The sequence below is a fragment of the Thioalkalivibrio sp. ALMg11 genome (assembly GCF_000377905.1).
Lineage (GTDB): Bacteria > Pseudomonadota > Gammaproteobacteria > Ectothiorhodospirales > Ectothiorhodospiraceae > Thioalkalivibrio.
Map to the genome: position 1 here is coordinate 258,140 of NZ_KB898874.1, position 14,298 is coordinate 272,437.

The 14,298-nt window shown below is 64.5% G+C and carries 11 protein-coding genes and 1 tRNA gene; 1 reads left to right on the top strand and 11 read right to left on the bottom strand.

The window, feature by feature from the left end:
• Positions 1-3: 3 nt before the first annotated feature.
• From D578_RS0108730 to D578_RS0108775, 9 genes are all read right to left on the bottom strand, one after another.
• Positions 4-1,566, bottom strand: a complete 1,563-nt coding sequence (locus D578_RS0108730; protein WP_018949586.1) for a phospholipase D family protein — start codon at positions 1,564-1,566, stop codon at positions 4-6.
• Between the two features lie 159 nt (positions 1,567-1,725).
• A tRNA-Val gene (locus tag D578_RS0108735) sits at positions 1,726-1,802 on the bottom strand.
• A 216-nt stretch (positions 1,803-2,018) separates the two neighbouring features.
• Positions 2,019-3,356: an FAD-binding oxidoreductase gene (locus D578_RS0108740; RefSeq protein WP_018949587.1), complete on the bottom strand. Its 1,338-nt coding sequence runs from the start codon at positions 3,354-3,356 to the stop codon at positions 2,019-2,021.
• Positions 3,353-4,483, bottom strand: a complete 1,131-nt coding sequence (cfa, locus tag D578_RS0108745) for a cyclopropane fatty acyl phospholipid synthase (protein WP_018949588.1) — start codon at positions 4,481-4,483, stop codon at positions 3,353-3,355. Before cfa ends, D578_RS0108740 begins: the two co-directional genes overlap by 4 nt.
• Positions 4,484-4,983: 500 nt before the next feature.
• Positions 4,984-6,309 carry an acetyl-CoA carboxylase biotin carboxylase subunit family protein gene (locus tag D578_RS0108750; protein ID WP_018949589.1) on the bottom strand — a complete coding sequence of 442 codons (1,326 nt, stop codon included), beginning with the start codon at positions 6,307-6,309 and terminating at the stop codon, positions 4,984-4,986.
• An 881-nt stretch (positions 6,310-7,190) separates the two neighbouring features.
• A complete protein-coding gene (locus D578_RS0108760) occupies positions 7,191-9,851 on the bottom strand; it encodes an AMP-binding protein (protein WP_018949590.1) in 2,661 nt (886 codons plus the stop codon).
• A 26-nt stretch (positions 9,852-9,877) separates the two neighbouring features.
• Positions 9,878-10,027, bottom strand: coding sequence for a hypothetical protein (locus D578_RS15895; RefSeq protein ID WP_155996774.1), 150 nt, complete (start codon positions 10,025-10,027; stop codon positions 9,878-9,880).
• Between the two features lie 127 nt (positions 10,028-10,154).
• A complete protein-coding gene (locus D578_RS0108770; protein ID WP_026289265.1) occupies positions 10,155-10,787 on the bottom strand; it encodes a DUF429 domain-containing protein in 633 nt (210 codons plus the stop codon).
• A gap of 40 nt (positions 10,788-10,827) precedes the next feature.
• Positions 10,828-11,451, bottom strand: a complete 624-nt coding sequence (locus tag D578_RS0108775) for a class I SAM-dependent methyltransferase (RefSeq protein ID WP_018949593.1) — start codon at positions 11,449-11,451, stop codon at positions 10,828-10,830.
• Between the two features lie 244 nt (positions 11,452-11,695).
• Here D578_RS0108775 and D578_RS0108780 point away from each other — a divergent pair, with 244 nt between their 5' ends.
• A complete protein-coding gene (locus D578_RS0108780) occupies positions 11,696-12,325 on the top strand; it encodes an SPOR domain-containing protein (protein WP_018949594.1) in 630 nt (209 codons plus the stop codon).
• An 82-nt stretch (positions 12,326-12,407) separates the two neighbouring features.
• Here the strand turns inward: D578_RS0108780 and D578_RS0108785 are convergent, their stop codons facing one another.
• Complete coding sequence (locus D578_RS0108785) at positions 12,408-12,953, bottom strand: cyclin-dependent kinase inhibitor 3 family protein (protein ID WP_026289266.1); 546 nt, start codon at positions 12,951-12,953, stop codon at positions 12,408-12,410.
• A gap of 37 nt (positions 12,954-12,990) precedes the next feature.
• Positions 12,991-14,259 (bottom strand): phosphatidylserine/phosphatidylglycerophosphate/cardiolipin synthase family protein, encoded by a 1,269-nt coding sequence (locus D578_RS0108790; protein WP_018949596.1) that lies wholly within the window; start codon positions 14,257-14,259, stop codon positions 12,991-12,993.
• Positions 14,260-14,298: the final 39 nt, after the last annotated feature.

The window sequence follows — 14,298 nt, forward strand, 5'->3', positions numbered from 1 at the left end:
CGCCTACAGTAACGGCTCGACGGGAAGGATCCGGGTCATGCCGGACACAAACCGCCGCCACAAACCCGCCTTGGGCTCCTGACGGTAGGCATTTCCGGAACCGTCCCGCCATACCAGACCACCGGATGCATCCCGCTCCACCCGGTAGGCCACCTGCGGCCGAATCCCCCGTTGATGCAGTGCGGCCAGCCGTTCCACCAAAACCGGCTCGGACAAGAACACACCCGACTCGCTGTTGGTTTGCGCCGAGCGCGGGTCCAGGTTGAACGAGCCAACAAAGGCCTCCTCGCGATCGAATACCAGCAGCTTGGAATGCAGGCTGGCCTGCGAGGGCTCGATCCCGCGATCGCGCTCCAGGCGCGCCCAGCGCGGCGGCCCGGTCGGGCGCAGCTCGAACAGCTCGACCCGGGCATCCAGCAGCGCATGTCGACGCCGCGCATAGCCGGCATGGGTAAAGGCCACATCGTTCGCCGCCAGCGAGTTCGTCAGCACCTGTACACGCGCCCCCGACTCGCTCATCCGCGACAGCTGGGCGGTCCCGTCACGCCCCGGAACAAAGTACGGCGAGACGATCAGCAGTTCCTGCTCCACACCCAGCAGCCGCTCACCCAGGGCGTCCGCGACGCGCGAGCCATCGCCTCGTGCACGCGCCTTGGCCTCGTCATCGACCACGAACTCCGCGCGCGTCGTCCACACATATGCCGCCGCATCGGCAATCGGCTGCGGCACCGGCTGCCCATTCAGGGGTTCCATCTGCATCAGCGGGTGGGTGTGATTCTGTGCCAGCCAGGCCCGCAGGGACCCTTGCTGCAGCGCCAGGCGCTCCGGCGAACCGGCCTCTCGCGCAACGCGCTCGACCCCGATCGCGCCAGGGCTGTTCCAGAATTCCACGAACGACCGGTCGATCTCCCTGACCAGCGGCCCCACCACCACCAGATCCAGATCCGCAAAATTGTAATCGGGGCTCGCCTCGAAGTACTCGTCCCCGACATTGCGCCCGCCCGTAATCGCCAGGCGCCCGTCCACCACCCAGGCCTTGTTGTGCATCCGGTGGTTCAGGTCGCTGCCGCGAAAGAAGAACTCGACACTGGCCCGCAGCAGACCCTCGCGCGTACGGAAGGGATTGAAGATCCGAACTTCAACGTTCGGATGCTGGGCAATCGCGGCCAGCGTCGCGTCACGCCCGCGCGCGTCGATGTCATCCAGCAGCAAGGAGACCCGCACGCCGCGATCCGCCGCCGCCAGCAACTCGCCCATCAGTACCCGGCCGGCCGCATCGTCGCGCCAGATATAAGCCTGCACCTGGATCCGCTCGCGCGCCATGCGCACGCTCATCACCCGCCAGCGGAAGGCCTCGGCCCCCTCGTCCAGCAGTCGGAACCCCGTCTTCCCCTGCTCGCGAGCCGGCGCGAACCCTTCCAGCCACTCCGCCAGCGGCCCCTCTGAGGCGGGGAGCTCCAACGCTTGCCATCCGCGTTCCGGCGCCGGCTGCAACGGCGCACAACCCGCCGCGAGTGCCAGAAACAGCACTGCCAGAAGCCAGGAAAACCGATATGGATCACGCATGAACAAGCAATCGCCCGACGCGATGCCCCCTTTATCGAATAGCACGCCCGGTACCAGCCTGACGCCGCGTACGCGCCCTGTCGATCCGGGACATCCGCCGACCGCCCGGGCATAAAAAAAGCGAGCCGGGCGGACCCTGGCTCGCTTTTTTCAACAAATTGGTAGGCGCGATTGGACTCGAACCAACGACCCCTACCATGTCAAGGTAGTGCTCTAACCAACTGAGCTACGCGCCTGTCGTCTTCGAGTGGCGTATTCTACCGACTCCCCGCCCCCTGTCAAAGCATCCGTTAACTCATTTTGCGTGCCGCGTTAATGGGGTCAGCCCACGGCACCCTGGACGCGCGACGAAGCATTGACAGTCGATCGCGATCTTGCCGGTCTCCGCGCTTTCCCGGCGCGCAACCCGCCAGGGCTGGACCAGCATTTTCCGCACGGAGACAAAACCGGCCTTAGCCCCGTTTTACCGCCTTTTCATAGAGCCCCGGAAAGCGCCCGTCGGGGTCGCATTCGCGCTTGAGGGCCTCGTAGGCCGGGCGGTCGTAGTTCTGCCAGAACGTGGTCTCGTCGTAGGTACTGCGCGAGTACAGGCTCTTCTTGCCGCCGTGCTTCGCGACCAGTTCCTCGACCCGGGCGTTGTAGTAGCCATCGGGCTCACTGGAGCGGACCATGTCCCAGAAGCCGAAGTTGATGTACGCGGTATCAGTACGCAACTGGAACAACGAGAACCCGGCGTCGGGAACGACAAACGGGCAGATCCACACCGGGCGGATGCCGATTTCGGCCTCGAAATCTTCCAGAAATGCCGCGGCGTTGGCGATCGGGATGTCGACGTCCTGGATCACCGCCTCGGTGCGCGGCTGAATGGACTGGAGCAGGCTCAGCGGCCAGCGGCGGCTGGCGCGCATGATCTTCTGGTAGGTGACACTCGACAGGCGTTTGCGCCCGAGAAGCAGCCGCACCGGCTTGAGGTTGGCCCCGACATTCCTGCTGCACCAGAACCAGTCGGTGTCCCAGCGCCAGAGGTAGTCGTGGATGCTCAGATAATCCTCGCGCCGCTCGCGCAGGCTCTGCCAGTACTGGCGCATCCAGGTGTAGTCGCTGGCCTCGATGCCCGCTGGCAGCGATTCGACGAAATGCGCGCGGGTCAGCACGAAATCGCCGGGGGCGAAGTACACGCCATCGAGAAACGCGCAGGTCGGGTGCGCGCATTCCTCGTCGATCGCGGCGAACAGTTCTCCGGGGTCCCGGAAACGGATGTGCTCGAGCCGGACATAGGGCTGCACCGGAATCAGACGCAGGCGGACCCGCGTGGCGTAACCGAGGCTGCCGTAGGAGTTCGGAAAGCCGTAGAACAGTTCCGGGCGCTGCTCGCGCGAACAGGTCAACACGCGGCCGTCGGCGACCATGACGTCGAGCTCTTCCACCATGTCATGCACCAGGCCGTAGCGGAACGCGCCTGACTCGATGCCGATCCCGGTGGTCGCGCCGCCGACCGTGATGCTCTTGAGTTCCGGCACGATGGCCGGTGCCAGGCCGTATGGCAGGGTTGCGTCGACCACGTCGGCATAGGTCGTCATGCCCTCGACCTCGGCGACACAGGCCTCGGCGTCGATCGCGATGACGTGGTTGAGCGAAGCCACGTCGATCGCGGTCCGGCGGGCCTCCTCGCGCGGCCTGAACAGGTTGCTGGTGGACTTCCGGAGGCGCACCGGCCCGTCGGATTCGGCCAGCGCCGTGGCCATCGCCTGCACGCGATCGCGGTGGGCGTCCCAGGCGGCCTTGCTCATCGGACGGGCTCATAGCGCGGCAGATCGCCGTGGCTGAGCACGAGCTGCCAGAGATTCAGGTTGCGCGCCCGGAAGGCGCCGGCACAGCTCAACAGGTAATAGCGCCACATCCGGTAGAAGCGCTCGTCCAGCCCGTCGCTTTGTTGCAGCTCCGGCCAGGCGGCGACGAAATTGTCGTCCCAGCCCATCAGGGTGCGGTCGTAGTCCGGGCCGAAGTTATGCCAGTCCTCGAGCACGAACAGACCTTCCTTGGCCCGGGTGAGCTGAGCCTCGGCCGGGATCACGCCACCGGGGAAAATGTATTTCGCGATCCAGGGGTCGGTGCTGGTGCGGCTGATGTTGCCGCCGATGGTGTGGACCAGCGCCAGGCCGCCGGGCTTCAGGCGGGCCCGGGCCAGGTCGAAGAAGGCGCGAAAGTTCTTCGGCCCGACGTGCTCCATCAGACCGACACTCAGGACCCGGTCGTATTGCCGGGATTCATTGGCCGCCTCGCGGTAGTCCTGCTGCCGAACGTCGACCGGCAGGCCTTCGCAAAGCCCTCTCGCGTACTCCACCTGCTGGCTGCTGATGTTGTAGCTGTCCACCTCGCACCCGTGCTCCGCGGCCAGAAACCGGGCCAGCTCGCCGAATCCGCCGCCCAGCTCAAGGACACGCATGCCCGGTTCCAGGTGCAGCTTGCGCGCGATCAGGTCCAGCTTCGCACGCTGGGCCTCGTCCAGGGTCGTGTCGGCCCCGTCGGGGCCGTAATAGGCGCAGGTGTACTGCATGGTCGGCCCGAGCATGGCCTCGTAGAGCCGGTTCGAAAGGTCGTAATGCTGCTCCGCGACCCGCCGCGAGCGCCTGCGACTCTGCTCGTTGCCGAGCCAGCTCAGCAACACCTGGCCCAGTACCGACGGCGTACGGACCTTGTCGTCCAGGCTGGCCCGGAGCAACCGGAAGAACAACTCGTCGAGCCGCTCGGTGTCCCACCAGCCGTCCATGTAGGCCTCGCCGGCGCCGAGCGAGCCCTCGGCCAGAATCCGCTGATACAGGCGCTCGTCGTGGACCTGCAGATCCCAGGGCCGCTCGCCGCCGGCATCGACGTCAGCGCGGCGCAGCAGTTCCGTGACTTGTTGTCTTGCTGACATGCTCGCGCTCCTTGCAGGAATCGGATGGCCGGGGTCCGGCCGCGATCAATCCCATCACTTTAGCCATAATCAGGAGCTAGCCCCAAGTTCGCAATGGTCCGTTCTCCTCCGGACCCGGCCCGCTCGTTCACCCGACTTCCGCCGTTGTGCATGAACCGTCCGCCACCAAAAAGACCTGCGACGGGATAAGCCAACGCACATCACAGCCCGTACCCAGAAGATGTGCGGCCAAGCCAGACCAGACCAGGGCCGCGCCGCTACGTCCGAAAGCCGCCCCACGGTGCCGGGCTGCCTCATCAGACCGCCTGCCGCAGGTCCGCAAACGCGACTGATTGTCCCACTCATACGCGCCGGGGCTACCGAACACTGCTTTTTTGAACAGGATCGCCCTTCACGCCATGCGCGCAAGCCGGATCCCGTGCAAAGAGGAAAACCCGGCCGCGCACACTCGCACACCCCCGGGCCATTTCCGATTCCAACCCCGTAGCGAAGGCCGCATCTCAGGACACAGCATTCTGCACCTCCGGGGCCTTGCCTGACGTCTCTGGAACAGAACCGAACTCGAAGTGCAGGGCCTGCAGAATGCGATTGTATTTCTCCAGCAATGCCTTGCGATCCTCTGCGCCCGTATGGACATGGGCGATATCGTAGCTATAGCTGTCCTGCTCCAGCAGGTCCGAGAGCCGCGCCCCCTGCTCGACCTTGAGTTCGATCAGCGTATCCGGAAATTCCTCCTGGATACGCTCGATATCGCCGGCGCTGGGAACATGCGTGGCGATTCCGTCCTCGAACACGCGCACGTGAAACTTCGCGGCACACCCATAGCGGCCGCGCCGTAACGGGAAATCCGGTGCCCTTCCCAAGGCCAGTTCCAGCATGATCTGGAAATTAGAAGCCCCATCCACTTTTTCGAACATATCGCTATGTGATTGCGACAGTCGCGGATTGACTTCCAGCAACGTAAGTTCCTCGGTCTTCGGCCGGTAAAAAAACTCCACGTTGTAGGTCGCATTGTCGTAGCCAAAGTGTAGCAATACTTTGTTGGTCGCCTCACTGATCCTGTTCTTCACCCGCTTCGGAAGGCTAGACGGGTATTGATAGCGAAGAAACGACGAACGGTTGGGATAATTGATCGAATCGATGATCCCGTAATGCTGCGGTTTCCCGGCAAACACGTAACCCTCTATCGTGCACTGGCGCCCGCCGACAGCCTGTTCAACGATACAGTTCCGGCCGCCGATGGCGGCAATCTCCTCAGGGAGATCTGCATACGAAAGGATCTGGTCGAAGGGTCCGGCGATGCGATCAATGCGCGCGCGGAACTGGCCAATGGCGTGGCTCAGTTGGCGCTGGTTGCCTACCCTGAATGCAAGTAGCGAGTCCATCCCCTTAACCGGCTTGATCCAGAAGGGAAAGGGAACGTCTATGGCGTCGATGGCGGCATCATCGAACGGGTCCACGACATCGAATCGCGGGACCATGCCGGGGATGACTTTGTGCTGTTCCAGCCGACTCCAGTACTTGTGCTCGCAGCGGAGGACACTCTCGAGCGAGGGCGAGGCAAGTCCATATTCGCGGCAGAGGATCGGCACCATCGTGGTCACTGGAAAATCCCAATAACCGAGAATTCCGTCGATCGAACCGTCGAATTCGTGGAGACGTTCGCGTGCCTTATCGAGGCATTCTTCGACAGGATAAAACCCTTTGGCTTTCACCTCATCAAAACTCAATAGTTCATGGAGTCTATAGTCGACGCCGATATCAACCGCCCTGATCTTCTTCATGTTGAAAGGGTCGGCCCCAACGATGAAAATATTCTTGGCCATTTAAATTCCTCCACGGCGAAGTGATACAGAACACAATCGCCTTGGCCTGCACCAGACCAAGTGCAGGTATTACAGAGCCGGGCTGGCCAAAACGCTCGCCCTGTCACATGAGGGCATTACCCCGAGATTAGATCGTGCCGACCAGATAGCAAGCTCGGGGGCCGCCCCCGATGGCCGTCCCGACTGTCGCGGTGAGAGGGGTTTGTCAGCGTGATCCGCCAATCGAGAGTTCGCGAAGCGGCTGATCATCATCCACGGCCCGGAGATCAGGACACACAGGGGCTGAGTCGCCCCAAGGCTCAGTGTTTCAACGAGAATCGCCTCTTTCCAGGCCGTCTCTCATGCTGACGTCCACCGGTTACGGGAGATCGTCCAGGCCGGACCGACCGTTGTCTTCACCACGAGCGTCCCGAAACCACCGCTCGACATCCTCGGCACGGCACATCACGGTTCCTTCGCTTAAGGAAGCACTGATTAATGTACACGTTCGCGCTCGAGTCACTTTTGCGTGCGAACAAGGCGCGGTGACTGCCGTGCAGTCATTCTGCACAAGGGAGCCGCAACGCCGTGCGCGCGCAAAAGTGGCCGAGCCGCTGCATTCAATGGCTTGTGGGGTTGGTGCCCCAGGTTCCCCGATCCTGCGTTGCGCCCCTTGCCGGTAGAACCACTACCGGCTGCGGACCGCGCCTTGTCTCGGAAAACCTGGGGCACCAACGCGAACGTGTACATTAATCAGTGTTTCCTTAAGGAGACGCTGATTTAATCGCGCGGCGGCACCCGTGGCGACGGCATACCGCGCCGCACCCCCGATGACTCTTCAGCCGCCAGCCAGCGTAGTGGACGCCAGACACACCCTCACCCCCTATCGGTCAACGTAGTGGTCACCTGCCGGGTTCTTCCGCAGCGCCCAGTTCCTCCAGCGCGGACTGCAGGGTGCGGACAATCTCTCGCTCGTCGGTACCGTAATGCTCCGGAAGAACCGGCTCCCCAATGACCACGCGCACCCTTCCGCCGAAACGCGGGAAATGCTTGCCTGGCGCCAACACCTCGCGCGTGCCTTCGATCCACACGGGCACCACCGGGACGAGTTGTGCCGCGAGCACGAGCCCGATACCGGGCCGCAGTCTCTGGAGCGTGCCGTCCGGGGAGCGCTGGCCTTCCGGAAACCAGATCAGGCTGTGTCCCCGCTTCACACTGGCCGCCGCCAGAGCGAGGCTCCTACGCGGCGCGGACCCGGGGTCGATCGGCAGGACGCGCGCAGTGTGGCTGAGGGCTCCATATAACCGGTTGGAGAAAAAGTAATCCTCCAGACCGGCCCAGTACAGCGACTCAAGATCCCGCCTGCTCAGGGCGGGCAGCAGCGCCAGGGGGTCGACGAAACTCAGATGGCGGGGTGCGAGCAGGTAAGGACCGTCGGCCGGAAGACTGCCCTGCACCTCCACGCGCATCAGCAACCGCGAGAGCAGCCGCGCAAAAACCAGTAGCAGGCCGCCGACCACGCGGCGGGTCGTGCCGGGGGGCTCCAGGTCCTTTTTCTGGTCTTCGGCGAGCAGCGCTTCCGGATCTTCGAGTTGCGCCTTCAGTTCGCCCCGGCCCTCCTTGGCTCCGGAGGCCCCGGCCGCCTCCTGCAGCAGATCCCGGACCGTTTCGACGCGTTCGATCGCCGAATCATCCAGGTCGATCCCGGCGCGGTCCTGCAGCGCAAGCGTGAGGTCGACCCAGCTGAGCGAATCGATCCCGAGCTCCTCGGCGAGGCTACTGTCCGGCGTAACGCGGATATCAGCAAAGCGCTCGGCGAGGTAGTTCCAGGTACGTTCGGCGCCCGGGTCCGAGAGCAGCTGCTGGTCCTCGGGGGCCATCGACTCCGGAGAGACCGGCTCCGGTCGCGCCTCGGAAACGGCATCTTCCTTGCCTAATTCCTTGAAAAGCTCTTCGAGCTTGTGCCGGCGCAGCTTGCCGAGACGCGTGCGCGGCAGGGGGTCGAGCGCAATGCGCACCACGCCCGGGCGGTGATGACTCGGCAGCTCCTCTGCCGCGCGCTTGACCGCATCCTTCACCCGTTTCTCCAGGTCCTCGCCGGTGACCTCGCGCAACAGCCCCGACTCCGGAACCACGACCACCGCCAGGCGATCGTCATGCGCAAGCACGCCGGCTTCGCGGATCTCGTCAATGCCTTGCAGGGCGCCCTCTACCCGTTCCGGATCGACGTTCTCGCCCCCGGAGAGCAGGATCATCGAGGACTCGCGACCGTGCAGGTGCAGGTAGCCATCGTCGTCGATCTCGCCCGTGTCCCCGGTGCGGAACCAGCCGTCCTCGTCGAGGACCTCCTCGGTCTTGTCCGGAAGATTCAGGTAGCCGGCAAAGATGTTCGGGCCCCGGGCCATTACCTCGCCGCGCCCGTCGCGGGACTCAGCGTCGTCGATGGCCAGCTCGACGCCCGGCAGGGGCAGGCCCGCGGCCTCCAGTCGCAACCGGTCCGGCGGGTTGTACGTGAGAATCGGCGCGGTCTCGCTGAGACCGTAACCGGTACCCACCTCCCAGCCCAGCGCCTGCAGGTCGCGCGCGAGGTTAGGGTCGAGCGCGGCACCCCCGGCAACCACCAGGCGCAGGCGCGGGGCGAGCCGCTGGTGCAGGCCCTTGAACAGCCTGCGACCCAGGCGCAGCCCGAATCGCTGGCGCGCCAGTCTCGACAGCCCCAGCATCTGCCGGAACAACAGCGCCGCGATCCACCCACGCCCCGCAACCCGATCCTCCAGGGCCTTCCATACGGCCTCGTAGAGCCGCGGCACCCCCAGCATCACCGTTGCCTCGCCGTCGCGCAGGCCGCGCACGATCTGCGGCCCTACCAGGGAGAACGGCACGATGATGGGGGCCCCGAGGGTCAGGGGGACCAGGAGGCCAACGGTAAAGGGATAGACGTGGTGGAACGGCAGCGGGACCAGGACCCGGTCGCGATGGTCCGCGATTTCCTCCGCACACAGGGCCTCGACATTGCTGGTCAGGTTCCGGTGGGTCAGCGGCACGCCCTTCGGCGGTCCGGTGGTGCCGGAGGTGTAGAAGACCGCCGCTATATCGTCGTGTCGCGCAACCGACGATGCCGGATCCTGCTTCAGAAGCTTCTCCCACGCCTTCGATGTCTCCGGCTCGGCATCGAAGAGACAGGTGCGCACCTCGCCCAAGTCGTCCGGGAGGCGCTGTTCCAGCCTCGAGGTGGTGAAGACGAAGCGCGGACGCGAATCGGACAGGGCGTGCTGCAGATCCTCGGAGGGCATCTGCGTGTCCAGGGGCACCAGGCTGCCCCCCGCGCTCATCACGCCCAGCGCCGCGATGACCCACTCCGGACTGTTCGGGGCGAACAGCACCACCCGGTCCCCGCGCTCCAGGCCGGCCTCCCGGAGTCCGGCCGCCAAACGGCCGGCTCGCTCGAGCAGATCCGCCCGTGAAGTGGTGTCGAGGCCATCGCGGGTCATGGCGACAACCGCCACCTGCCCCTCTTCCGGCGACCGTGAGGCGAAGAGTTCGTCGATGGTCTGGGCAGTCATGTCGGAAACCTCCAGGGAAACAGGGATCAATGCGCCACGTCGGGGTCGGCCTCGCCAATGCGATTCTCGTCGCGCACGTGTTTCTCCGGCTTCAGCAGCCGGAAGCGGCAGTCGTCGCCAGGTACCAACTCCCGGTAATGACCGCGGTAGGCGACCATGATTGACCACGTAGACACGTCGATACCCCCAACCCGAACACCACATTGGCATAGTGGTGGTCATACTCGCGCACGTAAAATCGACTCAAGCGCGAACGTCTACAGTCATCAGTCCTTCCCTCGCTTCTGATGTGACGAGATCCGTTCAGCAGACGAAGTCAAAAGGATGCAACGGCGGCTGCGCCGGATAGATCCACGCGGGCTTGCCCTGGCTCCACTGCCAGGCGGCCAGGGCCGCGGCACAGGCCGCCACCGAGTGGTCGCTGGCGTCCACAAGGTCCTGCACACCTGTCAGTCCCTGCAGCTGAAGCCAGTCCAGCAGCGTCTGCCGCGCCGCCAGGTCCTTCTTCATGGCCCGCAAGACGGCGACGGGGGCCGCTCGCAGGGCCATGGCCACGGTGGGATGCACCTCGACCACTCGCGCATCCGGGCGTTCCAGACCGAGCATCCGGCTGACGGCCACGCCGCGCAACGTCAAGTAGGCCATGCGTGGCGCCGATGGGGCCATCACGGTCCCTGCCGGGAGACCCAGCCCCACGGCCCGGCGGCGCAAGGCCTGATCCGACTCGCGGCTACCGCCGGTGGCCGAATACGACAAGGGCGCGTCCAAACCGACTACCGCGCCTTCCGGGACCTGTTCCAGGATTCGGGCGTCATCCGCGCCAGCAACCAGCTCCATCAGCTCCAACGCGCTTCCCCGGGGGCGAAAGACCGCAACGGACGTATGCTGCGCGCTCCCCGGCCCGGAAAGGTCGACACCGGCAACCCATCCACTCAAGTTCTGTCTCCCGAGGCGTGTGTGAACACCGGATGGTGTCCTATGGCGTGCTCATGTCGGCAACCGGGGGACGTACGACGACGATGCAGGAGGCCCGGCCGCCGTGACGAGCAAGCACGGTGAATTCTTCCAGTTCGAGACCCGCGTTGCGGATGTGGGCACGGAAATCCGCCTCGTAGGTCACCCGACCAAAGTCAATGGTCGTGATGCGCCTGAGCATCGGCTTGAGCCGTTCCAGCCAGCGCGCCGGGCGTTGCTGGATGGTCTGGGTAAAGTAGATCCGTCCGTCCGGCTTGAGCATTCTGCAGCAATGGGTGAGTGCGCGTTCCGGCTCGGGCAGAAGCATGAAACTGGCGGAGAAATACACCGCCTCATACGGCCCGCCCTGATGGTCATAGACAGACTCCTGCCGCAGCTCCACCCGGTCCTCCAGCCCGGAGCCATGGAGCCTGCGCCGGGCATGCGCGATGTAGTCCGCGTCAACATCGATCCCGACCACGTGCAGGTGCTTGTCACGAATGGCGTCGGCATTCGCCAGAAGCGCACCGGCCGTCCCGACACCGACATCCAGGACCACCGCATCCTCGGCCAGGCGCTGCAAGACCGCGGCATACCAGGGCGTGGTGAGCTTGAGAATAAAACGGTCGTAAAGGGCACTGCGCATCACTTCCCCTTGAATTGGTCCGTGGCCGAATATTCAGGCGAGACGTGGATACCCCCGGAATGGGTGCCCAAAGGTGGCATGCGCCCGCGGACACCGAATCGCCATGCCGACCGCCGCCGCAAACTGGCATCTTGTTTGCTTATCCCTCCATCAGAGGGGCGGGAACGCCATTTTTCCGTCACACACAGATGGAATCGCCCCTCGAGGACGTAACGGCAAACACCCTGCCAAGGAGGGTCACAAGATGATCAATCTGTTCCTTACCCGACGCCAACTGTTTATTTTGGTGGTGGGCACCCCGCTGGCCACCATCCTGCTTTTCGTTCTGGGCGTCTATTCAGGCGCCGCGATCGGAGCCCCGGGGCCCCTCGCCGCCGAGCCGGACCAATCGGCTAGCCAAGACGCGAGCCAGCCTCTGGAAGCCGAACACGTCACTCCTTCGATCCTGGACGCAGCGATGCCCTTGTCCATCGAGGACAGCGAGGCCGTTACGGAACCCGCGATCCGTCCTTTCTCGCGCGCTCGCCACTCGGTCCGAATTGAAAGGGAAAGCCGGGAGACGCCCCAGGAAGCCACCCTCGCAAGCAAGCACGCCCCGGCGGGAGACAACCCCGCGCACGACCGCTTGTACTCTATCCAGGCCGGCGTATTCGCGGAACTGGCGAACGCCCGGAAACTTGATCGGACACTGAAGGCCCAGGGCCTTTCCAGCCGTCTGGAGGTGGTCGACGGCCCGGAAGGTGCTTCCAAGCACTACCGGGTTCGCATCGGGCTGTTCGCCACCCGTACCGCCGCGATGGCCACCCTCGAGGCACACGATCGGGACGCACTTCCAGGAGCCTTCATCGTGACGCGGCCGCTGAACCGTTCCTGACCGGCCCCACAGAACAGACATACAGGCAACGCCCCCTGCGGGACGGTGCGGCGCCGACACCGCGCTTCGATAGCGAAAGGCTTCAGGCCGTGCGCGGATGGCCGCACAGGTAGCGCGCCTGGTCGGGGCTTTCAATCGCGCCGGGGCGAGCCGCACGGACCTCCCGGATGGCATCCTCCGGCACGTAACCGCGTTCGATCAGTGTCAGGGCGGCAATGGTCCCGGCGCGGCCTTGCCCTCCGCCGCAGTGGAAAACCACGCGCTCGCCGGACCGCAACCGCTGGTGTATCTGCGGGCCCACCACCCGCCAGCCTTCCTCCCATGGGCGACCGGGGGCTGCCATATCGCCGATCGGAAGATGCAGCCAGTGCATGCCCGCCGCCTGGACGGTCTGCCCGAGATCCGGGACACCCAGATCGCTTAGCTCAGGCGCCTGATTCAGGGTCACGAGCACGTTCGCACCCCAATCCCGCAGCGCCGCCAAATCCGCCTGCACATCCTGCACCTCGCAACGCGTTCCATCCGGCCGCTTACCGGGGCAGCGAGTCATGCCAATCGCCCCGCCCTCGGGCAAATGAATGACCCCGATGTCGAGCGAAGGGGTCTGGCCAGCCGTGGGGGGTGTCATGGCGCGCTCCTGCCAGGGGATGTAGATCGGTGGTGCATTAGAGATAGGGACCAATCAGGTGCGTGATCCACCCCGCCAGGCGTCGCCGGAGCGGCCGGTTCTCCCAGTCCTCGATGGTCAGGCGTTCGGCATCGGCCTTGTCCGACTCGATCAACTCGCGGATCTCGCGGGCGAAATCCTCGTCCCAGATGTTCAGGTTGGCCTCGTCGTTGAAGCGAAACGACCGATTGTGCAGATTGGCCGAGCCAATGCTGGCCCAGCGGTCGTCGATCGCCATCAGCTTGGAGTGGTACATGCGCGGATGATATTCGTACAGCTCCACCCCGGATTCGAGCATCGGCCGCCAGCGATTGACCGATGCATGACGGAAGAAGCCGAAGTTCATGCTGTCACCCGGGACCAGCACGCGAATACGGACGCCCCGGTCGGCCGCCTCCTCCAGCACCTCCAGGAACCGCGGGTCGGGATAGAAATAGGCCGTGCCGATGGTGATGTGCTCTTCCGCCGCGACGATCGCATGCAGAAACATCTGGCGTACCCGATGACGCCCCCTGCGCGGGGCACTGTTAACCACCTGGCCGTCGCGATCCCCCATTTCTGGCAGCTCGGGAAAATACGCCTCGCCGGTGGGCATCCGCCCCGTGGCGTCCAGCCAGGTCTCCATGAACACCGCCTGCAGATTACCGACCACCGGGCCCTGGATACGGAAGTGGTTGTCGCGATAACCATCACGGTCGTCACCGTCAACCCAGGGATCCGCCACGTTGGCACCCCCGATGAAGCCGATATGCCCATCCACCACCAATAGCTTGCGATGGGTGCGGTAATTCAAACGCGACATCTGATACCAGGATGGCGCGCTCCAGCGCACCAGTTCCACTCCGGCGTCCTCCATGCGCTCGAACATTTCGGGGTCGGCGTTGCGCGAGCCAAGGAAATCCAGCACGGCATGCACCCGGACCCCGCGTTCCGCCGCCCGCGCCAGGGCCTCGGAGAAGATCGCGGCCTGCTCGCCCCAGTACTCGTAGACCTCGAAGGTGACCGAATGCTTGGCGTTTTCGATCGCCTCAAGCTTCGCTGCGTAGATGGCCTCGCCGTCCTGCAACAGATCAATCCGGTTGCCGCTCACGACCGGTTGTTGCAGGAGCAGGCCCATGTCCCGCCGGAACTGATCCGACGAAGTCCCGTAATCCAGCACCAGCGGCTCTTGCAGCCGGTCCGGTTTCGGCAGCGTATTGAACAGCACCACATTCCCCAGCGCGAAGATCAGGGCAATCAGCACCATCGAGAGCAAGACGTAGCGCACAGGGTCTCCAGGCAGCCAGGGGGTAGGTGAGAGCTTTGC

What these genes read in the sequence shown, in the direction of transcription:
- D578_RS0108750 (WP_018949589.1), bottom strand. Translation starts at nt 6,309, where the DNA reads ATGGCCAAGAATATTTTCATCGTTGGGGCCGACCCTTTCAACATGAAG.
- D578_RS0108775 (WP_018949593.1), bottom strand. Translation starts at nt 11,451, where the DNA reads ATGCGCAGTGCCCTTTACGACCGTTTTATTCTCAAGCTCACCACGCCC.
- D578_RS0108780 (WP_018949594.1), top strand. Translation starts at nt 11,696, where the DNA reads ATGATCAATCTGTTCCTTACCCGACGCCAACTGTTTATTTTGGTGGTG.
- D578_RS0108740 (WP_018949587.1), bottom strand. Translation starts at nt 3,356, where the DNA reads ATGAGCAAGGCCGCCTGGGACGCCCACCGCGATCGCGTGCAGGCGATG.
- D578_RS0108760 (WP_018949590.1), bottom strand. Translation starts at nt 9,851, where the DNA reads ATGACTGCCCAGACCATCGACGAACTCTTCGCCTCACGGTCGCCGGAA.
- D578_RS0108785 (WP_026289266.1), bottom strand. Translation starts at nt 12,953, where the DNA reads ATGACACCCCCCACGGCTGGCCAGACCCCTTCGCTCGACATCGGGGTC.
- cfa (WP_018949588.1), bottom strand. Translation starts at nt 4,483, where the DNA reads ATGTCAGCAAGACAACAAGTCACGGAACTGCTGCGCCGCGCTGACGTC.
- D578_RS0108730 (WP_018949586.1), bottom strand. Translation starts at nt 1,566, where the DNA reads ATGCGTGATCCATATCGGTTTTCCTGGCTTCTGGCAGTGCTGTTTCTG.